Below are 19,658 nucleotides of genomic sequence, written 5' to 3' on the forward strand. Positions count from 1 at the left end.
TGCGGCCATCACCGCATCGTATATGTCATCAGGCATAAAAGTTCCATCGCGACATGCGCCCCTGCAATGGCGGTTGCGCCGCTTGGATCATAGGGCGGAGCAACTTCTACGACGTCCGCGCCTACCACCTCAACCCCCGCGATATCGCGCAGGATAATCGCCGCTTGCCCACTGCTTAGACCGCCCCAAACAGGGGTGCCTGTGCCGGGCGCAAACGCGGGATCGAGACAATCGATGTCAAAGGTAAGGTAGGTTTTACGGCCCTGTGTGATCGCTTTTATGTCCTGCGCCACCTGCGCGGGGCCCCTTTCGTGAACGGCGCGCGCATCAATCTGGTGAAGCCCCAAGGTATCGGGATTTGTTGTGCGTATACCGATTTGCACAGAGGTGGCAGGATCGATCAATCCAAGTTTCACAGCTTTGTAAAACATCGTTCCGTGGTCAATTCTGTCCATATCGTCATCGGGCCATGTGTCGGAATGGGCGTCGAAATGGATCAGCGATAAAGGACCGTGTTTGGCGGCCAAAGCCTTCAGGATGGGCAGGGAAATGGAATGATCCCCGCCCAGTGTGAGCGGCTTGACGCCATGCTTGACGAAATGGGCGGTATGATCTGTCACCGCCTGCGGAACGGCGCTGACCTTGGCGTAGTCAAAAGGCACATCGCCAAAATCTATCACGGTAAAGTCGGACAGCGGATCAAAACCCCACCCGTAGGGCGGATCGAACGGCTGCAGGGTGCTGGCCTCTCTGATCGCGCGCGGTCCCAAACGACAGCCAGGGCGGTTTGTGACGGCTTGGTCAAACGGCACACCTGTGACTGCAATATCGACGCCTGTGAGATCTTTGGTGTATTTGCGGCGCATAAACGACGGCGCGCCGCCAAAGGCGTTTTCAAAGCTCAATCCCTTGGGATCGTCGCGGGTGAAGGCATGATCAACTTGGGTTTTTGCATCTTCCAACGCCATCACGCTGCCCCTTCGACAGGTTGCGCACATTCAACCAACCGCGCAAAATACGACGCACCGATTGGGCTGACCTCATCATTGAATTCGTAAGAGGCACTGTGAAGACCCGCGCTTTTGCCGTTGCCGATAAACAGATATGCGCCGGGGATGGCCTGCAGGAAGTAGGCGAAATCCTCGGCTCCCATCTCGCGGCCTGCGTCGCCATCCACCTTATCGGCCCCCACCAGCGCACTGGCCACCGAGACAGCAAACTCGGTGGGTTTTTCATGGTTAATTGTGGCAGGATACCAGCGGTCGTATTGCAGGTGGGCCGTCACCCCGAAACTGGCGGCTTGCCCTTGCACAACCTCGCCCATGCGCTTTTCCACCATGTCCTGCACCAGCGGATCAAACGTGCGGACGGTTCCACCGACATAAGCGGTCTCGGGCACAATGTTTTCGGCGCTGCCTGTGTGGATCTGGGTGACCGACAAGACCAGATCGTCCAGCGCGCAATGGTTGCGGCTGACAATGGTTTGTAACGCCTGTGCGACCCCCACGGCCGCCATCACGGGATCGGCGGTTTCATGGGGCATCGCGCCATGTCCGCCGCGTCCGGTGATGTGGATATGAAAGCTGTCCACCGCTGCCATAATCGGCCCCGGAGTGGTGAAAAACTGACCAACGGGGGTGTTGGGCGCGTTGTGCAGCGCGTAAATTCGGCTGATATCAAAATGACTTAGCAGCCCTTCTTCAACCATAACCCCCGCGCCGCCACCGTCTTCTTCGGCAGGTTGGAAAACCAGCGCGACGCGGCCAGCAAAGTTGCGCGTCTCTGCCAGATACTTCGCCGCACCAAGCAGCATTGTCGTGTGCCCGTCGTGGCCGCAGGCGTGCATCACACCGTCGATGCCAGAGGCATGTGCCAACCCTGTTTCTTCGTGAATAGGCAGCGCGTCCATATCCGCACGCAACCCGATCGTCGGCCCGTCCGCGCGCCCATTGATGATGCCCACCACACCGCTTGTTGCCCACCCTTGGTGCACCTCATCCACACCAAAGGCGCGCAGGCGGTCTGCCACAAAAGCTGCGGTGTTGTGACACTCAAACCCAAGCTCTGGATTGGCGTGCAGATGGCGACGCCATTGGGTCATTTCGTCAGAAAATCCCGCAATTCGGTTGATGATGGGCATGGGACTGATACTCCTGTTGGGGACACAAAACACCGATCACGGCGGCCCCGCAATGCAAAAACCTGATTTGATCCACGACCCCAAAGGCGGCATGCCGCGTCTGCTTCATATTATGGCGTGTTTGCGCGACCCGGCCACAGGCTGCCCTTGGGACATAGAGCAGACATTCCAATCCATCGCGCCCTACACAATCGAAGAAGCCTATGAGGTCGCGGATGCGATCGAACGCGGCGATATGGCCGATCTGAAGGGGGAGTTGGGCGATCTTTTGCTGCAAACCGTTTACCACACGCAAATCGGGTCAGAGGCGGGGCATTTTACGTTCGATGAGGTCGCAGATGCGATTTCCGACAAGATGGTGGCCCGCCATCCGCATGTGTTTGGCGACGAAAGCAACGCCAAATCATCCGAGCAGCAAAAGCTGGACTGGGAAACGATCAAAGCCGCCGAACGCGACACCAAAGGGGCCGCAGGCGTGTTGGATGATGTGGCCAAGGCCCTGCCCGCCCTGTTGCGTGCCGTGAAGCTGCAAAAACGCGCGGCACGGGTCGGGTTTGACTGGCCCGATACGGTCCAAGTGCTTGAAAAAATTCAGGAAGAAGCCACAGAACTTGTGCAGGCCCGCGACCAAATGGATGCCGATGCGCTGGAGGACGAGATGGGCGATCTGTTGTTTGTCATGGCCAATCTTGCCCGGCATCTCAAGGTTGATCCCGAAGCCGCATTGCGGCGCACCAACGCCAAATTCACCAAACGCTTTGAATGGATCGAAGCGGAACTGGCCAAAACAGGCCGCAGCCCCGAAGACAGTGATCTGGCGGAAATGGACGCGCTTTGGAACAAGGCCAAAGACGCATTGAAACCCTGACCGACAGGGCGCACATTAACCACAACGCACGCAGCAATTAACCACCACGGGAGGGCACATGCCCCGCAAAATCATCATCGATACCGATCCCGGTCAGGACGATGCCGTTGCAATTCTTCTGGCGCTCGGTTCGCCCGACGATCTGGAGGTTCTGGGCATCACGGCGGTTGCTGGCAACGTACCGCTTCCCCTCACCCAAAAGAATGCACGGATCGTTTGCGAATTGGCGGGCAAGTCAGACGTCAAGGTGTTTGCAGGGTGCGACGCGCCGTTGCAACGCAAACTTGTCACCGCAGAACATGTGCACGGCAAAACGGGGTTGGACGGTCCAAAAATGGATGACCCCACCATGCCCTTGCAAGACCAGCACGGCGTGGATTTCATCATCGAAACCCTGCGCTCCGAGGCGGAAGGCACAGTTACGCTGTGCCCGCTCGGACCTTTGACAAACATCGCCTTGGCCATGCAAGAAGCCCCTGACATCGTTGGCCGCATTCAGGAAATTGTGCTGATGGGCGGCGGGTATTTCGAAGGGGGCAACATCACGCCAACAGCCGAATTCAACATATTCGTCGATCCCGAAGCGGCCGCGATTGTGTTCAAATCAGGCGTCCCGCTGACGGTGATGCCGCTGGACGTCACCCATAAGGCGCTGACCACCAAACCGCGCATACAGGCCTTTCGCGATATGGGCACGCAGGTTGGCGACATGGTGGCAGCCTGGACAGACTTCTTTGAACGGTTCGACATGGAAAAATACGGCAGCGAAGGCGCGCCGCTGCATGATCCTTGTGTGATTGCCTATTTGATCAGGCCTGACTTGTTTGACGGGCGCCACATCAATGTCGAGATCGAGACAGATTCGCCCCTGACCCTTGGAATGACAGTGGCCGATTACTGGCGAGTGACCGACCGCGCCCCCAACGCGATGTTTATGCAAGATGTTGATGCTGACGGGTTTTATGCCCTGCTCACCGCACGATTGGCCACATTATGAGCGCGTCTTTGCATCTTGCTGGCCCCGATGCCTTGGCCCGTTTGGCCACGATGATAGACGCTGCAGGCAGCCCTTTGGACTTTGCACAAATCGAAGGCGCGCTGGCCCCGATCCTGAATGGCACGCCCCACGGTGCGGCGTATCTTATCGGCCCGGCCCGCGCACCTGTGGGGTTTGTGCTGGTCAGTTTTGGCTGGTGCGTCAATGCGGGCGGGATGACCGCCACGATTGACCAGATTTTTATTCGTGAAAACATCCGCGGGCGCGGCATGGGCAGCGAAGTGTTGATCGCCCTGCCCAAAGCACTGGCCGCCGCTGGCGTCATGACCATGCGTGCCCATATTCCGTCAGACAACACACGCGCCAAGTCCTTGTTCGCGCGATTGCGCTTTATCGAAACTGATGCGCAAACCATGCAACTGGCGCTGACATGACCATCGCATTTGACAACAGCTACGCCCGCTTGCCGCACGCCATGTTTGCCCGCGTCCAGCCCACCGAAGTGCCTGCGCCGCATGTCTTGGCATGGAACCAACCACTTGCTGATGACTTGAAGATCGACCTGCAAGATACTGACAAAGCTAGATATTTCAGTGGTAACGCATTGCCCGATGGTGCAGACCCGATCGCCCAAGTCTATGCAGGTCATCAGTTTGGCAACTGGAACCCCCGCTTGGGGGATGGCCGCGCGATTTTGCTTGGCGAGGTTTTGGACCGTTCGGGCGCACGCCATGACATCCAGCTAAAGGGCGCAGGCCGCACGCCCTATTCGCGTGGCGGCGATGGTCGGGCGTGGCTTGGGCCCGTCTTGCGTGAATATGTGGTCTCGGAGGCCATGAACGCGCTTGGCGTGCCCACCACCCGCGCCTTGGCGGCGGTTGGCACCGGTGCGCCCGTTTTGCGCGAACAAGGCCCGCTGCCCGGTGCGGTGTTGACGCGCGTGGCCACCAGCCACATCCGTGTTGGCACCTTCCAGTATTTTGCCAGCGTGGGCGATACGGACAGCCTGCGCGCGCTTCTTGAGCATACAAGTGCGCGTCACTATCCGACGGCCAATAGCCCCAAGGACTTTCTTGCACATGTGGTCCGCGCACAGGCCGAACTTGTCGCCAAATGGCTGTCATTGGGCTTTATCCACGGGGTGATGAACACCGACAACGCCCATGTTGGCGGGCTCACGATTGATTACGGCCCTTGCGCCTTTATGGATGCCTTTCACCCCATGCAGGTCTATTCCAGCATCGATCACACGGGGCGCTATGCCTATGGCAACCAACCCAACATTGCTGCTTGGAACTGTGCGCAACTGGCGACCGCACTGCTGCCGCTTGAGGCGGACCGCGATGCGGCGGTGGCCACATTCACCGAAGTGGTGCACGGGTTCGGGCCGATATTCGAGGCCGCATACGACAGGATTTTCCTGCGCAAAATTGGCATCACCACACCCCAAGATGGCGATATGGATTTGCTGAATGATCTGATGAAGCAAATGGCACTGGCGGAGGCCGATTTCACCAACACCTTCCGCAATTTGGCCCAAGCCCCCTTCCCCGATTGGCAGGCCGAATGGGCCGCACGGATCGCCAAAGAGCCGGACCCGGAAGCGGTGATGCAGGCGATCAATCCAGCCATCATTCCGCGCAATCACCGGATTGAGCAGATGATTGACGCGGCTGTCGCAGGCGATATGGCCCCGTTTGAGCGGCTCCATACGGCGCTTGCCAACCCATTTGCCCAACGAGATGATGACCTGACCGCCCCCCCCCGCCCCGAAGAAGTTGTTCAAGCAACCTTTTGCGGCACCTAAGCCTTGTGGCCAAGACGCACAGGTCGCGCTTTTCCCCTTTCCGCGGGCGACGGTAACGTGGCAGGCTGCCCCCAATGAAATACTGACCAATCAGGGGGATTTATCCATGGGTCTTATGGGAACACTCGCAAAAGTTGCAATCGGCTATGCCGCAAGCCAAGCCGTCAACAAGGCGTCTGGTGGCGAAGGGTTGGGCGGATTGCTCGGCCAGCTGCAGCAAGGCGGACAGATGGCGGCAGGCAATGCCCAAGCAGGCGGCAACGCGCTACAGGACATGATGGGTCAGATGATGGGCGGCGCACAGGATGCGGCACAATCCGGCGCTGGCGGTCTGCAAGATATGCTTGGCGGGTTGATGGGCGGCGCGCAGGGCGGTCAGGCCGGCGGCTTGCAAGACATGCTTGGTGGCATGATGGGCGGCGGCACGGACGGTCAGCAAGGCGGTGGTATGCAAGACATGCTCGGCTCGCTCACTGGCGGTGGCGCTGGTCTGGCAGGCTTGCTGGCAGCGGCGGGTGGCATGGCCGCGGCAACGGGCGGCGGCGGTGCATTGGCTGGCATGCTGGACCAAATGGGGGCCGCGCAGCCTGATGCCGATCAAAAGGCAGAGCTGATGTTGCGTGCCATGATCCAGGCCGCCAAAGCCGACGGCCAGATCGACGCGACAGAGCAAGAGCGCATCTTGGGCTCGCTCGGCGATGATGCCGATGCAGAGGAAATCGCCTTTGTAAAAGCGCAGCTTGCCGCACCGATTGATGTTCAAGGCCTTGCGGCATCCGCCACCGATGCGCAGAAACCCGAAGTCTACGCGATGTCGCTGATGGCCATCAAAGTGGATACCCAAGGCGAGGCACAATATCTGAACGATCTGGCGCAAGCCATGGGTCTGGATCAACAGCAGGTGAACATGATCCACAATCAAATGGGTGTTCAGCCGCTTTACAGCTAAGCCACCCAACTGTGATACCCGAAGGCCCCGTAGCGCATATGCTGCGGGGCTTTTTTCATGTCAGATCAACCCGATCGCTTTGACCCCACCCCAGATCAGGACGGGGTTTGAAAGGATCAAAACTGCAGCGATAGCGGTTTCTATATGCTGTGCGCGCCGCGTGGTTGGCACAGGCAAAACGGTGTTTGCAAACCGCCGCATCCGCGCCTCAACAAAGGTGAGCAGCAAAGAAAAGCCAAGAAGGCCTGCAAAGACACATAGGGCCACATAGGGCCAGGCCGAAGCTGTTGACGCAAAGTCCATCGCGCATCCTTTCAATTCAAACCATGCAAAAGGAATGTGGCATGACAGAGGTAAAATCACGGTTAAAGCAGCACCCCTTTTCCCCGTTTCTTGTCATTTAGCTACGGCTTGCTACTGGTCCCTTTCGGAAAATCAGGCTAAAAATTGAGCATTCACCAAGGCGAGGCGCATCATGCACACCAGCATTCTTGACCGTTGCGAGGCAAAGGGCCTGCGCATGACAGATCAACGGCGGATCATTGCGGGCGTGCTGGAAGCCGCGACAGATCACCCCGATGTCGAAGAGCTGTATAACCGCGCCAGCGCCCAAGACGCAGGTATTTCGCTGGCAACGGTCTACCGCACGGTCAAACTTTTTGAAGAAGCGGGCATTTTGGACAAACATGATTTCGGCGACGGCCGCGCCCGCTATGAGGCCGCAGACCGCAGCCACCATGACCATCTTATCGATGTGAATTCCGGTGCCGTGATTGAGTTCGTCGATCCCGAGATTGAAGCCCTGCAAGAAAAGATCGCAGCGAAACTTGGCTATGAATTACGCGGTCACCGGCTGGAGCTATATGGCGTTCCCAAAAAGTGAATCTCCCACCCTAAGCGCCATCATTTTTGAGATGTCGTTGCAAATTGGAACCTGCTAGGGCTGCGGCCAACGGGGACGTGCAGGATAACAGCCATGAATGACAATCTACGCGGCGCCATTTTAATGGTCAGCGCCATGCTCGGTTTCGCCATCGAGGACGCTTTTATCAAAACGCTGGCAGGCGCCATGCCTGTCGGGCAGATCCTGATGATCTTCGGTTTTGGGGGTGCGGTTCTTTTCGGGATCATGGTGCAGCTTCAGGGGCAGTCCCTTTGGTCACGCGCCATTTTGCATCCTGGGGTCATCCTTCGAAACCTTGGTGAATTGATCGGCACGGTTGGGTTTGTCACGGCCATTATCCTGACACCCTTGTCGACCGCATCCGCGATTTTGCAGGCCACGCCATTGGTTGTCACCCTGGGGGCTGCCGTGTTTTTGCAAGAGCAAGTGGGCTGGCGCAGATGGGCCGCAATCCTTGTCGGATTTTTCGGCGTCTTGCTGATCATTCGGCCAGGTGCTGCGGATTTTGAACCCAATTCCTTCTTTGCCGTCCAAGGCGTGGTCGGGCTTGCGATACGGGATTTGGCCACGCGCCGTGTGCCAAAAGACATCACATCTATGCAGCTTTCGACCTTCGCCTTTGCAATGCTTGTGCCAGCGGGCGGTATCTTGATGCTTTTTTGGGGCGAAGCGGTGATGCCCACGCAAAGCCAATGGCTCACACTCGGGGCAGCACTGATCGTCGGTGTGATTGCCTATTACATGATCGTGGCGGCCATGCGTGTGGGGGAAGTCGCCTTCGTGACACCCTTTAGATACAGCCGCCTGCTGTTCGCGCTGATCATCGGCATCGCGGTCTTTGGAGAACGCCCCGATTGGCTGACATTGCTTGGGGCGGCGATCATCGTAGGCTCTGGCCTTTTCACCTTGCTGCGTGAGGCCGCGTTGAAACGGGCTTCCCACCGCGCACCACCCTTAGTATAGAGCGCCCAAACGTAGCCAACTGGAGACCTGACATGAGCACCATCATCGACATTCACGCCCGCGAGATCCTGGACAGTCGCGGCAACCCAACGGTCGAGGTCGATGTGGTCCTTGAGGACGGCACAATGGGCCGCGCAGCCGTTCCCTCTGGCGCCTCCACTGGCGTCCATGAGGCCGTTGAAAAACGTGACGGCGATAAATCGCGCTACAAAGGCAAAGGCGTGCTTGAGGCCGTGGCCGCCGTAAACGGCGAATTGGCCGAAGAGCTGGTGGGCTTTGATGCGACCGAACAGGTCGAAATCGACATGACGATGATCGAACTTGACGGCACAGAAAACAAAGGGCGCCTGGGCGCCAACGCAATCCTTGGTGTGTCGCTGGCCGCCGCCAAAGCTGCCGCTGATTTCACCGCCCAACCGCTCTATCGCTATGTGGGTGGCACATCCGCCCGCGTGCTGCCTGTGCCCATGATGAACATCATCAACGGCGGCGAACATGCCGACAACCCCATCGACATTCAGGAATTCATGATCATGCCTGTGAATGCCGACAACATTCGCGACGCGGTGCGGATGGGCTCCGAAATTTTTCACACGCTCAAGGGCGAGCTGTCGGCGGCAGGTCTGTCCACTGGGATCGGCGATGAAGGGGGCTTTGCACCCAACATCAGCTCTACCCGCGATGCCCTTGATTTCATTCTGAAATCTATTGAAAAAGCAGGCTACAAAGCGGGTGATGACGTGATGCTGGCGCTGGATTGTGCGGCAACAGAATACTTCAAAAATGGCAAATATGAATTGGCTGGCGAAGGCAAATCGCTGACCTCGGAAGAAAACGCCCAATACCTCGAAGCGCTGGTCAACGACTACCCGATCTTCAGCATCGAAGACGGTATGTCCGAAGACGATTGGGACGGCTGGAAGGCCCTGACCGATCTAATCGGCGACCGTTGCCAGCTGGTGGGTGACGACCTGTTTGTGACAAACCCTGCCCGCCTTGCCATGGGGATCGAGCGCGGCTCGGCCAACTCGATGCTTGTCAAGGTGAACCAGATTGGCACGCTCACCGAAACGCTCAAGGCCGTTGATATGGCGCACCGTGCGCGCATGACCAATGTGATGTCGCACCGTTCGGGCGAGACCGAAGACGCCACGATTGCAGACCTGGCTGTGGCGACAAACTGTGGCCAGATCAAAACAGGCTCGTTGGCACGGTCCGACCGGTTGGCAAAGTACAACCAACTGATCCGCATCGAAGAACAGTTGGGCGAAGCCGCGGAATACGCGGGCCGTTCGATCCTAAAAGCGTAACGCGGGCAAGGCAGAAGAGTTTTCCCGAAAACTCTTCGCCCCGCACGTATTTTCTTGAAAATACGTCTGCCGCAGGGGTCGGGAAATCCTGACTTCACAGGGCAAAACAGGGCGGGCACTCTTGGATTATTTTTAATTCGAGAGGCCCGTTTATGAAAAACCTTATTCTTTCTGCTCTTCTGACTGCAAGCCTGACCCTCCCGTCCTTGGGTCTGGCCGATGCCTATTTAGACCGCCTTGACGGCGAAATCGGGTCAATGGCCTGCTTTGACGATGTGGGGATTGTGAAAAACACGACCTCCAACTTCAAACGCGAAGACCGCGCCCGAAGTGCCTCGGAAAAAAACCTGCATGCCCGGATCTACAACATGATGCGCACCAAGATGGGCTGGAGCGAGACGGAAAATCCGATCTCGCTTGAGATGCTCCAACGCACGGGCAATCTGACCACAAATTGCACACGCAACGTGTGGCGCTTGCGTACATTGGGCCGCACGTACACATGCACCACACAGGCGCGGGTATGTTTCATCAATGTCGATACAACCCGCGATAGCTGCAACGCACGGGACGCACGAAAGCATCGCTATCGTAAGGACTATTTCACGGGCATCGCAGGATTTCCTGAGGGTAAAGACAGCTGTGATCAAAAAGTAGGCGACACGTGGATCGCCAATGGTGCGCCCTGCCCGACGAATTACTTCCCGGTCTACAGAAAGGGGAAGCATGATTTCTGCCTCCCCCGTGCCATCCTTGGAGTTGTTGAGGACGCCTATGGGGGCGACAAAAGCTTCTAGCTTAGCTTCACCAGCGCATGACGTTTCTTTCCCGCACTCAGCTTTATCGGGCTGGCAAGAGCCGCCACATCAATCATCAGTCCCGCATCGCTCAACGGGGCATCGTTGATCTTGGCGCCGCCCTCCGCGATCAAGCGTTTGGCGTCTTTACCTGACTTGGCCAACCCGGATTTGACGATCAGCTGCACGATGGACATGCCGTCGCCCACCTCTGCCGCGCTCAAATCAAGCGTGGGCAGATCATCACCCACACCACCCTTTTCGAACACCTCTTTCGCCGTGGCCGCCGCCGCATCGGCCGCGGCACGCCCGTGCAAAAGCGCAGTGACCTCATTGGCCAGAATGATCTTGGCTTCATTGATCTCGGAGCCTGCCAGTGCACCAAGCCGCTCACATTCGTCCACTGGCAATTCGGTATAAAGTTTAAGGAACCGGCCTGTATCGGCATCCGTGGTGTTCCGCCAGAACTGCCAGAACTGATAGGGGCTGACCATGTCGCCATTCAACCAGACAGCGCCATCTTGCGATTTACCCATCTTCTTGCCATCGCTGGTGGTCAGCAAAGGCGAGGTCAGCCCATATATTTCATGGTCCAGCACACGGCGCGTCAGGTCGATCCCGTTGACAATATTGCCCCATTGATCGCTGCCGCCCATCTGCAACAGGCACCCGTAGCGGCGGTTCAGCTCTAGAAAATCATAGGCCTGCAAAATCATGTAATTGAACTCAAGAAACGACAGCGATTGTTCGCGGTCCAACCGTGATTTCACACTTTCGAACGACAGCATGCGGTTCACACTAAAGTGCCGCCCGATATCGCGCAGGAACTCAAGGTAGTTCAGCCCGTCCAGCCATTCGGCATTATTCAGCATCGTGGCATCCGTGGGACCGTCCCCAAAGGTGACGTAATTGGCAAATACCTGCTTGATCCCGTCGATATTCGCGTTGATCTGCTCTTCGTTCAGCAAAGGCCGTTCATCTGCGCGAAAACTGGGGTCGCCCACTTTTGTCGTGCCACCGCCCATCAAAACAAGCGGCTTGTGGCCTGTCTTTTGCAACCAACGAAACATCATGATCTGGATAAGGCTGCCCACATGCAACGATTTGGCCGTTGCGTCAAACCCGATATAGGCAGGCACCACCCCCTTGATCAGCGCCTCATCAAGGCCCTGATAATCGGTGCAATCGGCCAGATAGCCACGTTCCATCATGATGGCGATGAATTCCGATTTGGGATGGTATGTCATTGGTTCTTCCTTGGGCCGTTTCACGTCTCTATAAGGGCGCAAAGGCCCAAGGAAAAGAGCATGTTGAAAAGCGGTATGGTGCGCGCCCTCGGTGCGATGTCGGGAACCTCTCTGGACGGTGTGGACGCCGCGATTGTTGTCACCGATGGCGACGTGATCAAAGGCTTCGGCCCGCATCATTTTCGCCCCTATTCGGACAACGAACAGTCTATCCTTCGCGCGGCCCTCGGGCGCTGGCAAGACGATGATGATCTGTCCGAAGCCTGCGAGTTGATCGAGACGGCCCACGCCCAAGCGCTCCACCGTTTTCAGGATGCAGAACTGATCGGTTTTCATGGCCAAACCCTTGCCCATGACCCCGACGCAGGCCGCACCCATCAGGCAGGCGATGGACAAATCCTTGCAGATGTTCTGGGCAAACCGCTCGTTTGGGATTTTCGCAGCGCCGATATGCAGATGGGTGGTCAAGGCGCGCCCCTTGCCCCGTTTTTCCACTTTGCCTGCGCAAAATACATCGGCGCCTGCGCGCCTGTGGCGTTCCTGAACCTCGGGGGGGTTGGCAACATCACCTGGGTCGACCCAAGCAAGGCAAAGCCCGAAGATGACGGCGCGCTTTTGGCCTTTGACACGGGCCCCGCGAATGCCCCGATCAACGATGTGATGATGGACTGGTTTGGCAAACCCTATGACGCAGATGGCGACACCGCCCGCGATGGGACCGTGGATCACGCCATTGTTGGCGAGTTTCTCAAGCACCCGTATTTCTTCAAAATCCCCCCCAAATCGCTCGACCGCGACAGTTTCGACGCACTGGTGCACGCCATCGACACGCTCTCGCCCTTTGATGCAGCCGCCACGCTGGTGGCGTGTCTGGTGCAAAGCGTGGCTGCAGGTCTCAGCCATTGTCCAAGCCAGCCAACAGCGATCTACGTCACAGGAGGCGGGCGAAATAATTCTTTTATTATGAATGCGCTACAGCGCGAAATTAATGTGCCAGTTAAGCCGGTCGATGCCGTTGGCCTCAACGGTGACATGCTCGAAGCACAAGCGTTCGGCTATCTGGCCGTGCGCGTGGCCCGCGGGTTGCCCACCTCTGGTCCCTCTACCACAGGTGTATCAGCAGCCGTCGGCGGCGGCACCCTCAGCCAACCGTCTGGCAACTGATCACGCCCGTGGAATATCAAAACCGGCCTCTGCCAGCGTAAATCCTTCGAACCGAAACCCGGGCGTCACGGTGCAACTTACCAACGTATAATCGCCCGTGGTGCGTGCCGCTTGCCATGCATCTTTGGGCACAATCAAATGCCCTGCCTCGCCTGCCAGCACATCTGGCCCAAGCCGCATGTCTTTCGCAGGTCCGGCTTCGCTTTGCGAAACAGACAAAACCAACGGCGCACCGGCGTGATAAAACCAGATCTCTGTTGCATCCACCTTGTGCCAATGGCTCGCCTCGCCGTCAGCCAACAGAAAATAAATGCAGGTTCCCTCAGGGCGCCCCGCACCCTCACCTACCCAGGTCTGTCGATACCATCCCCCTTCGGGATGCTGTTCCAAACCAAGATGCTCAATGATGTCTTTCGCGCTCATGCCACATGATTAACCTTAACGGCCCGCCGAATAAAAGCACCAACACCAAACTTCTTTTGTTTAAAAATATCCGCGCCGCAGGCGTGAAGGGGCGTGCCCCTTCACACAAAATCCGCCCGTCACACACACGCGCGCCTAATCAATCCGCCACGTCCCCTCAGGCCAAAATGCGTGAAACGCAAAAGCGAACATCACATCATGGGGCACATCGTTTCCTGCGCGGTCGCGGACCCGCACGGTGCCCACATCACGGCTGTTGGCAATGCTGCCTTTGTCCAGCGCACTGGCCTGCCCGCTGCTCCACGACAACACCAGCCCGTTTTCGCGCACCTCGCCCTTGGTGAGCCGCGCAACAGGCCAGGCCGTATCGCCGACGCGCACCACCCGCGCCAGCGCAGGGATCCCGTGGGGCGGCATATCGCCTGAATAAAGAAACGGTTTGTGTGAACTGTCATAGCTCACATAAGGATTGCGCCCGTATTGACGGTTAAACGCAGGCTGCGCCATGACCAACCCGTCGGGGTTGCGCGCCTTGAACTCGGCCCAACTTTCCATCCATGTCGGCAGTTGAGTCAGCTGTGCGCCTGTCATCTCGCCCACAATTGACTGCCCAAGCGCCTGCTGCCACCAGCTCTGGGTTTCGCGGTCATACATGATCATATCCGAATTGCGCAGCTTGCCCGACACACCAAAGGACAAGACCTGCCCGCGCACGCGCCTGTCAAAGGTGATGCCCGAATTGCACAAGGGACAAAACGTGACCGCAACAGGCACACCGCCCACCGTGTCATTCACAATTTCATGCCATGTCAGATAGCGGATTGGATAGGCTCTTGGCCGCGCGTCCCCGATCTCGACTGCAATTACAGGTTCGCGCTCGCCGATCTGGTCCTCGTCACGCACAACAATAAATTGCGGATCATCCAGCGCAGGAATGCCGTCTTTGGGCGGACCACCCGACAGGATTTCGACCCAGTTGTCCACACTCGTGGTCTCGAAATCGGTCTGGGGCCACTCGAACTTCCAGAACTCGGGACTGGCCGATGCACTCAGCGCGACAAGGCTCAGACAGGCTGAACCGATAAGCATACGGATCATAAAAAAAGGCTCCTTTGACCAATGGGTGAAACCCTAGCCAAAGAAGCCTTCATTCTCAAAGCCACAAGCGCGTGATCAGTCGGTCACACGCACCTCAACCATGCGGTCAGGCTGGCCGGTGACGGCCCCGTTGCGATTGCCCTGCTTGATTGCATCGACCACATCCATCCCTTCGGTCACCTCACCCACGATGGTATATTGACCATCCAGATGGGGCGCAGGCGCGAACATGATAAAGAACTGGCTGTTTGCACTGTTGGGGCTTTGCGACCGCGCCATGCCTACAACGCCGCGCTCGAAACTGCGCTGGTCCGTGAACTCGGCAGGCAGATCAGGCAAGCTGGAGCCACCCATGCCCGCGCGGCGCATGTCGCTGCCCATCTTGCCGTTCTCCACATCACCCGTTTGCGCCATAAAGCCCGAGATGACACGGTGGAACACCACGTCGTTATACTGGCCTTCGGCCGCAAGCGTCTGAATGCGTGTGACATGCTGCGGGGCGATGGTTTCAAACAGATCAATCTTGATCGTGCCATTCGCCTCGCCAGCCACATCAATCTCGATCCCCGCAGCAAATGCAGGGCTCGCGCTGAGCAATATTGCCAAAAGCGCCTTACGCATCGGCGGCCACTTTCACGCTGATCATACGGTCAGGTTCCGCAGGTGGCTCGCCCCGCGTGATGGCATCCACATGCTCCATCCCCTCGATCACGCGGCCATAGACCGTGTACTGACCGTTCAGGAAATGGTTGTCGTTAAAGTTGATAAAGAACTGGCTGTTTGCGCTGTTGGGGTTGGCCGAACGGGCCGCACCAAGCGTGCCGCGGTCATGGGGCAGCTTGGAAAACTCGGCTGGCAGATCAGGCAGGCTTGAGCCACCGGTGCCTGCCATACGCAGGTTGAAATCGTTTTCCATGTTGCCGTTGGCCACATCGCCTGTCTGCGCCATGAACCCGTCGATCACACGGTGAAAGGCCACATTGTCATACTGTCCGCTGCGCGCCAATTCCTTCATGCGCGCTGTGTGTTCGGGCGCGACATCTGCCATCAGTTCGATGGTGACGGTGCCGCCCTTCAGTTCCATAAGAATTGTATTTTCTGGGTCTTTGATTTCAGCCATTGGAAACTCCTGTTGTCCGTTGCGCGGCAACCTAGGGCGGATCAACCCGATTGCCAAGCAGGTCGCCGCTGCGTAAGACGAGGGCGCTTCACCATTCGATCAAGGAGACCGCGACATGGGCTGGAAAACACTGGATGATATGGCGCTGTCTGGCAAACGCGTGCTGACCCGCGTGGACATTAACGTGCCGATGGATGACGCAGGCCAGATCACCGACGCAACCCGGATTGATCGGATTGTGCCCACCATCACCGACATCCGCGCAAAAGGCGGATCGCCCGTTCTTTTGGCCCATTTTGGACGGCCCAAGGGCAAAGTCGTGCCCGAAATGTCGCTTGAACCTTTGGTCCCTGCCCTGTCTGATGCCTTCGGCGCGCCTGTGACCTTTATCGCCAAACCCGAGCGCACAGCGATCGACGCGCTGCCCGCAGATGCCATCATCCTGATCGAAAACACCCGCTTTTCACCCATGGAAGAGGCCAACGATCCGCAAATGGCGCAGTTTCTGGCCTCCTTGGGGGATGTCTATTGCAACGATGCGTTTTCCGCCGCCCACCGCGCCCATGCCAGCACCGAAGGTGTGGCGCACCATCTGCCCGCTTGCGCCGGTCGCCTGATGCAAGCCGAGCTTTTCGCGCTTGAAGCAGCCCTTGCCACGCCCAAACGGCCCGTGGTGGCCGTTGTGGGCGGGGCCAAAGTCTCGACCAAGCTGGATTTGCTGTCTAACCTGATTGAAAAGGTCGATCATCTGGTGATCGGTGGCGGCATGGCCAACACCTTTCTGGCCGCCCAAGGCATTGATGTGGGCAAATCGCTGTGTGAAAACGATCTGGCCGATACCGCCCGCGCCGTGATGGACAAAGCCCGCGCGCAGAATTGCGAATTGATCCTGCCAGTGGACGTGGTTGTGGCCCGCGAATTTGCAGCAGGTGCCGCCAACGAAACCGTGGCCGCCGATGCCTGCCCCGCCGATGCTATGATCCTTGACGCAGGCCCCGCGTCTGTCGCCAAAATCGCCGCAACACTGGCGAGCGCCAAAACCCTGATCTGGAATGGCCCGCTCGGCGCGTTCGAGATCACCCCTTTCGATGCGGCCACCAACGCCGCCGCAGCGCAGGCCGCCAAACTGACACGCGCGGGCGCTCTGATCTCGGTCGCAGGCGGTGGCGACACGGTCGCGGCCCTCAATCAGGCAGGCGCGGCCGATGATTTCACCTATATCTCGTCCGCGGGTGGTGCATTTCTTGAGTGGATGGAAGGCAAAACGCTTCCCGGTGTTGCCGCTTTAATGAGCTGACCTGCGCTATTCGCGCACCGTTAGCGCAACCGAGATTGTGCGATGCAATAACCTCACCTAAAGACCCTTTAAGACAGCAATATTTAAGGGGTCTTTTCTATGTCGAATGCCGCACAAGCCGCAAAAATCACCGAACAATCTGGCTTTATCGCAGCCCTCGACCAATCTGGCGGATCAACGCCCAAGGCGCTTGGCCTATACGGTGTCACCGCGGATGCTTACACCAATGACGCGGAAATGTTTGACCTGATCCACGCCATGCGCCGCCGCATTATCAAATCCCCCGCCTTCACGGGCGACAAGGTGGCAGGCGCGATCCTCTTTGAGATGACAATGGACCGCGACATCGACGGCACCCCCACCGCGCAATACCTGTGGAACGAACGCGGTGTTGTCCCCTTCCTGAAAACCGACAAGGGGCTGGAGGACGAAGAAGACGGCGTGCAACTGATGAAACCCATGCCCGATCTGGATGCGCTGCTGTCGCGCGCCGTGGACAAGGGCATTTTCGGGACCAAGATGCGCAGTGTCATCAACCACGCCAACACCAAAGGCATCAAGGCCATCGTCGCACAGCAATTTGCCATCGGGCGCCAAATCATCGGGCACGGTCTGGTCCCGATCATCGAACCCGAGATCAACATCAACATGGCCGACAAGGCACAGGCCGAGAACATGCTACGCGACGCCATTCTGGCAGAGCTTGCGGTTTTGCCAAGCGACCAAAAGATCATGCTCAAACTGACCCTGCCCGAGACGGCCAACCAATACCAAGCCCTGTGCGAACACCCTCAGGTGTTGCGCGTGGTGGCCCTGTCGGGTGGCTATTCGCGCGCCGAGGCCAATGCGCGTCTGTGCCAGAACACAGGCGTTGTCGCCAGCTTCAGCCGTGCGCTGACCGAAGGCTTGTCGGCACAGCAAACGGACGCGGAATTTGACGCCACACTCGCCCAGACCATCGGCGAAATTTACGACGCCTCAATCGCAGGCTGATCCCCGCCACTGCGTCCAAAAAACAGCACAAAGGGGATTCACACGGCGAATCGCTTGCTGTAGTGTCTTGGTATCGGGCCCGCTTAACGAGGTCCGTCCGATATTGAGGCACGACACCAATGGCACTTTATTCCCAAGGCTCAGCTTATGCGCGCCCCGCGATCGGGGTGTTTGTCTATTTTGTGATTGCCTTTGCCCTTGGCCTCTACTTCACCTTCGCCGCCGTTCAGGGCGACTACGGCATTTTCAGCCGCGCCGAAATCAACGCCGATGCCGAAACCCTGCGCGCCCAACGCGACAGCCTGCGCGTGCAGGTCAGCGTGATGGAAAACAAAACCAAACGCCTGTCCGACACCTTCCTTGATCTGGACCTTCTGGATCAACAGGCCCGCGACGTGCTTGGGTATGTCCGCCACGACGAGATCGTCATCCGCTAACGCGCCTGCCGCCCCCCCCAAATCAGATAATTTCTTCCGCGACATTTATACCTGTTGCGGTATGCTTTTGTGCGCTTTAGGAGATAGTTTAACGTTAAACTGTTTTGAAAACCTGTGCCGACTGGTGAAGGGAGCCCCCAAATGGCTGCGAAGAAATCTTCCGCAAAATCCAACGTATCAGCCGAAGAGCTGCTGCATTATTACCGCGAAATGCTGCTGATCCGGCGGTTTGAAGAAAAAGCAGGCCAGCTTTACGGCATGGGTCTGATCGGCGGGTTCTGCCACCTCTACATCGGTCAGGAAGCTGTTGTCGTCGGTCTGGAAGCCACCGCCAAAGAGGGCGACAAGCGCATCACATCCTACCGCGACCACGGCCATATGCTGGCCTGCGGCATGGACCCCAAAGGCGTGATGGCCGAACTGACAGGCCGCGAAGGGGGCTACAGCCGCGGTAAAGGCGGCTCGATGCATATGTTCTCCAAAGAAAAGCATTTCTACGGCGGTCACGGCATTGTTGCGGCCCAGGTGCCTCTTGGCGCGGGTCTGGCCTTTGCGGACAAATACAATGGCAACGACAACGTCACCTTCATCTACTTCGGCGACGGTGCGGCCAACCAGGGGCAGGTCTACGAGACCTACAACATGGCCGAGCTTTGGGATCTGCCCGCGGTCTTTGTGATCGAAAACAACCAATACGCCATGGGCACATCGACCCAACGGTCCACCAAATCCCCTTCCTACTTTGCACGTGGCGCCGCTTACGGCATCGAAGGCGAAGAAGTGGACGGCATGGATGTTCTGGCTGTCAAAGCCGCAGGTGAAAAGGCCGTAGCGCACTGCCGCGCAGGCAAAGGCCCCTACATTCTGGAAATCAAAACATACCGTTACCGTGGCCACTCCATGTCGGACCCTGCCAAATACCGGACCCGCGAAGAAGTGCAGAAAATGCGAGACGAACGGGACCCGATCGAACAGATCCGCGACATGCTGACCACAGGCAAACACGCCTCAGAAGACGATCTGAAGGCCATCGATAAAGAGATCAAAGCCATCGTGAACGAAGCGGCAGAATTCTCGAAAGAAAGCCCAGAGCCCCATGTGGACGAGCTTTGGACAGACATCTACGCAGAAGCGGAGGCCTAAA

22 protein-coding genes are annotated in these 19,658 nt (G+C 57.9%); 14 read left to right on the forward strand and 8 right to left on the reverse strand.

Annotated features, from left to right (window positions below):
- Window positions 1-8 precede the first annotated feature (8 nt).
- Both speB and L1065_RS01715 read right to left on the reverse strand, forming a co-directional pair.
- Window positions 9-968, reverse strand: coding sequence for an agmatinase (gene speB, locus L1065_RS01710; RefSeq protein WP_237093714.1), 960 nt, complete (start codon window positions 966-968; stop codon window positions 9-11).
- Window positions 968-2,140, reverse strand: coding sequence for a M20 aminoacylase family protein (locus L1065_RS01715; protein WP_237093715.1), 1,173 nt, complete (start codon window positions 2,138-2,140; stop codon window positions 968-970). The genes speB and L1065_RS01715 overlap by 1 nt, the downstream gene beginning before the upstream one ends.
- Before the next feature lie 52 nt (window positions 2,141-2,192).
- Here L1065_RS01715 and mazG point away from each other — a divergent pair, with 52 nt between their 5' ends.
- From mazG to L1065_RS01740, 5 genes are all read left to right on the forward strand, one after another.
- Complete coding sequence (mazG, locus tag L1065_RS01720; RefSeq protein WP_237094518.1) at window positions 2,193-3,008, forward strand: nucleoside triphosphate pyrophosphohydrolase; 816 nt, start codon at window positions 2,193-2,195, stop codon at window positions 3,006-3,008.
- A 58-nt stretch (window positions 3,009-3,066) separates the two neighbouring features.
- Entirely contained in the window at window positions 3,067-4,005 is a 939-nt protein-coding gene (locus L1065_RS01725; protein ID WP_237093716.1) for a nucleoside hydrolase, read from the forward strand.
- Complete coding sequence (locus L1065_RS01730) at window positions 4,002-4,439, forward strand: N-acetyltransferase (RefSeq protein WP_237093717.1); 438 nt, start codon at window positions 4,002-4,004, stop codon at window positions 4,437-4,439. The genes L1065_RS01725 and L1065_RS01730 overlap by 4 nt, the downstream gene beginning before the upstream one ends.
- On the forward strand, window positions 4,436-5,812 hold the full coding sequence (locus L1065_RS01735; protein WP_237093718.1) for a YdiU family protein: 1,377 nt from the start codon (window positions 4,436-4,438) through the stop codon (window positions 5,810-5,812). The genes L1065_RS01730 and L1065_RS01735 overlap by 4 nt, the downstream gene beginning before the upstream one ends.
- 106 nt (window positions 5,813-5,918) lie before the next feature.
- Window positions 5,919-6,761: a DUF533 domain-containing protein gene (locus L1065_RS01740; protein ID WP_237093719.1), complete on the forward strand. Its 843-nt coding sequence runs from the start codon at window positions 5,919-5,921 to the stop codon at window positions 6,759-6,761.
- Window positions 6,762-6,821: 60 nt separating this feature from the next.
- Here the strand turns inward: L1065_RS01740 and L1065_RS01745 are convergent, their stop codons facing one another.
- Entirely contained in the window at window positions 6,822-7,064 is a 243-nt protein-coding gene (locus tag L1065_RS01745) for a hypothetical protein (protein ID WP_237093720.1), read from the reverse strand.
- Between the two features lie 172 nt (window positions 7,065-7,236).
- Between L1065_RS01745 and L1065_RS01750 the strand changes: the two genes are divergently transcribed.
- The 4 genes from L1065_RS01750 to L1065_RS01765 all read left to right on the forward strand — a co-directional run bounded on the left by L1065_RS01750 (window position 7,237) and on the right by L1065_RS01765 (window position 10,735).
- Complete coding sequence (locus L1065_RS01750) at window positions 7,237-7,644, forward strand: Fur family transcriptional regulator (RefSeq protein WP_237093721.1); 408 nt, start codon at window positions 7,237-7,239, stop codon at window positions 7,642-7,644.
- Between the two features lie 93 nt (window positions 7,645-7,737).
- A complete protein-coding gene (locus tag L1065_RS01755) occupies window positions 7,738-8,628 on the forward strand; it encodes a DMT family transporter (RefSeq protein ID WP_237093722.1) in 891 nt (296 codons plus the stop codon).
- A 32-nt stretch (window positions 8,629-8,660) separates the two neighbouring features.
- Entirely contained in the window at window positions 8,661-9,938 is a 1,278-nt protein-coding gene (gene eno, locus L1065_RS01760) for a phosphopyruvate hydratase (protein ID WP_237093723.1), read from the forward strand.
- Window positions 9,939-10,090: 152 nt separating this feature from the next.
- Window positions 10,091-10,735, forward strand: coding sequence for a hypothetical protein (locus L1065_RS01765; protein ID WP_237093724.1), 645 nt, complete (start codon window positions 10,091-10,093; stop codon window positions 10,733-10,735).
- On the opposite strand, the gene tyrS is transcribed toward L1065_RS01765, so the two are convergent.
- Window positions 10,732-11,982, reverse strand: coding sequence for a tyrosine--tRNA ligase (gene tyrS, locus L1065_RS01770; RefSeq protein WP_237093725.1), 1,251 nt, complete (start codon window positions 11,980-11,982; stop codon window positions 10,732-10,734). The genes L1065_RS01765 and tyrS overlap by 4 nt on opposite strands.
- Window positions 11,983-12,042: 60 nt before the next feature.
- Here tyrS and L1065_RS01775 point away from each other — a divergent pair, with 60 nt between their 5' ends.
- Window positions 12,043-13,146, forward strand: coding sequence for an anhydro-N-acetylmuramic acid kinase (locus L1065_RS01775; protein ID WP_237093726.1), 1,104 nt, complete (start codon window positions 12,043-12,045; stop codon window positions 13,144-13,146).
- On the opposite strand, the gene L1065_RS01780 is transcribed toward L1065_RS01775, so the two are convergent.
- From L1065_RS01780 to L1065_RS01795, 4 genes are all read right to left on the reverse strand, one after another.
- Window positions 13,147-13,569, reverse strand: coding sequence for a cupin domain-containing protein (locus tag L1065_RS01780; protein WP_237093727.1), 423 nt, complete (start codon window positions 13,567-13,569; stop codon window positions 13,147-13,149).
- A gap of 135 nt (window positions 13,570-13,704) precedes the next feature.
- A complete protein-coding gene (locus L1065_RS01785) occupies window positions 13,705-14,667 on the reverse strand; it encodes a DUF3179 domain-containing protein (RefSeq protein ID WP_237093728.1) in 963 nt (320 codons plus the stop codon).
- 75 nt (window positions 14,668-14,742) lie between these two features.
- On the reverse strand, window positions 14,743-15,288 hold the full coding sequence (locus tag L1065_RS01790; RefSeq protein ID WP_237093729.1) for a peptidylprolyl isomerase: 546 nt from the start codon (window positions 15,286-15,288) through the stop codon (window positions 14,743-14,745).
- Window positions 15,281-15,787, reverse strand: coding sequence for a peptidylprolyl isomerase (locus L1065_RS01795; protein ID WP_237093730.1), 507 nt, complete (start codon window positions 15,785-15,787; stop codon window positions 15,281-15,283). Before L1065_RS01795 ends, L1065_RS01790 begins: the two co-directional genes overlap by 8 nt.
- Window positions 15,788-15,902: 115 nt before the next feature.
- Between L1065_RS01795 and pgk the strand changes: the two genes are divergently transcribed.
- From pgk to pdhA, 4 genes are all read left to right on the forward strand, one after another.
- A complete protein-coding gene (gene pgk, locus L1065_RS01800) occupies window positions 15,903-17,084 on the forward strand; it encodes a phosphoglycerate kinase (protein WP_237093731.1) in 1,182 nt (393 codons plus the stop codon).
- A 99-nt stretch (window positions 17,085-17,183) separates the two neighbouring features.
- Window positions 17,184-18,077: a fructose bisphosphate aldolase gene (locus tag L1065_RS01805; RefSeq protein WP_237093732.1), complete on the forward strand. Its 894-nt coding sequence runs from the start codon at window positions 17,184-17,186 to the stop codon at window positions 18,075-18,077.
- Between the two features lie 119 nt (window positions 18,078-18,196).
- Complete coding sequence (locus L1065_RS01810; RefSeq protein ID WP_237093733.1) at window positions 18,197-18,514, forward strand: septum formation initiator family protein; 318 nt, start codon at window positions 18,197-18,199, stop codon at window positions 18,512-18,514.
- Window positions 18,515-18,655: 141 nt separating this feature from the next.
- Entirely contained in the window at window positions 18,656-19,657 is a 1,002-nt protein-coding gene (gene pdhA, locus L1065_RS01815; RefSeq protein WP_237093734.1) for a pyruvate dehydrogenase (acetyl-transferring) E1 component subunit alpha, read from the forward strand.
- Window position 19,658: the final 1 nt, after the last annotated feature.

This window comes from Nereida sp. MMG025, assembly GCF_021654165.1.
Classification (GTDB): Bacteria; Pseudomonadota; Alphaproteobacteria; order Rhodobacterales; family Rhodobacteraceae; genus Nereida.

What these genes read in the sequence shown, in the direction of transcription:
- L1065_RS01750 (WP_237093721.1), top strand. Translation starts at nt 7,237, where the DNA reads ATGCACACCAGCATTCTTGACCGTTGCGAGGCAAAGGGCCTGCGCATG.
- L1065_RS01725 (WP_237093716.1), top strand. Translation starts at nt 3,067, where the DNA reads ATGCCCCGCAAAATCATCATCGATACCGATCCCGGTCAGGACGATGCC.
- L1065_RS01810 (WP_237093733.1), top strand. Translation starts at nt 18,197, where the DNA reads ATGGCACTTTATTCCCAAGGCTCAGCTTATGCGCGCCCCGCGATCGGG.
- L1065_RS01730 (WP_237093717.1), top strand. Translation starts at nt 4,002, where the DNA reads ATGAGCGCGTCTTTGCATCTTGCTGGCCCCGATGCCTTGGCCCGTTTG.
- L1065_RS01785 (WP_237093728.1), bottom strand. Translation starts at nt 14,667, where the DNA reads ATGATCCGTATGCTTATCGGTTCAGCCTGTCTGAGCCTTGTCGCGCTG.
- pgk (WP_237093731.1), top strand. Translation starts at nt 15,903, where the DNA reads ATGGGCTGGAAAACACTGGATGATATGGCGCTGTCTGGCAAACGCGTG.
- L1065_RS01740 (WP_237093719.1), top strand. Translation starts at nt 5,919, where the DNA reads ATGGGTCTTATGGGAACACTCGCAAAAGTTGCAATCGGCTATGCCGCA.
- L1065_RS01780 (WP_237093727.1), bottom strand. Translation starts at nt 13,569, where the DNA reads ATGAGCGCGAAAGACATCATTGAGCATCTTGGTTTGGAACAGCATCCC.
- tyrS (WP_237093725.1), bottom strand. Translation starts at nt 11,982, where the DNA reads ATGACATACCATCCCAAATCGGAATTCATCGCCATCATGATGGAACGT.
- L1065_RS01775 (WP_237093726.1), top strand. Translation starts at nt 12,043, where the DNA reads ATGTTGAAAAGCGGTATGGTGCGCGCCCTCGGTGCGATGTCGGGAACC.
- L1065_RS01765 (WP_237093724.1), top strand. Translation starts at nt 10,091, where the DNA reads ATGAAAAACCTTATTCTTTCTGCTCTTCTGACTGCAAGCCTGACCCTC.
- L1065_RS01745 (WP_237093720.1), bottom strand. Translation starts at nt 7,064, where the DNA reads ATGGACTTTGCGTCAACAGCTTCGGCCTGGCCCTATGTGGCCCTATGT.
- L1065_RS01790 (WP_237093729.1), bottom strand. Translation starts at nt 15,288, where the DNA reads ATGCGTAAGGCGCTTTTGGCAATATTGCTCAGCGCGAGCCCTGCATTT.
- L1065_RS01735 (WP_237093718.1), top strand. Translation starts at nt 4,436, where the DNA reads ATGACCATCGCATTTGACAACAGCTACGCCCGCTTGCCGCACGCCATG.
- pdhA (WP_237093734.1), top strand. Translation starts at nt 18,656, where the DNA reads ATGGCTGCGAAGAAATCTTCCGCAAAATCCAACGTATCAGCCGAAGAG.
- speB (WP_237093714.1), bottom strand. Translation starts at nt 968, where the DNA reads ATGGCGTTGGAAGATGCAAAAACCCAAGTTGATCATGCCTTCACCCGC.
- eno (WP_237093723.1), top strand. Translation starts at nt 8,661, where the DNA reads ATGAGCACCATCATCGACATTCACGCCCGCGAGATCCTGGACAGTCGC.
- mazG (WP_237094518.1), top strand. Translation starts at nt 2,193, where the DNA reads ATGCAAAAACCTGATTTGATCCACGACCCCAAAGGCGGCATGCCGCGT.
- L1065_RS01715 (WP_237093715.1), bottom strand. Translation starts at nt 2,140, where the DNA reads ATGCCCATCATCAACCGAATTGCGGGATTTTCTGACGAAATGACCCAA.
- L1065_RS01805 (WP_237093732.1), top strand. Translation starts at nt 17,184, where the DNA reads ATGTCGAATGCCGCACAAGCCGCAAAAATCACCGAACAATCTGGCTTT.
- L1065_RS01755 (WP_237093722.1), top strand. Translation starts at nt 7,738, where the DNA reads ATGAATGACAATCTACGCGGCGCCATTTTAATGGTCAGCGCCATGCTC.
- L1065_RS01795 (WP_237093730.1), bottom strand. Translation starts at nt 15,787, where the DNA reads ATGGCTGAAATCAAAGACCCAGAAAATACAATTCTTATGGAACTGAAG.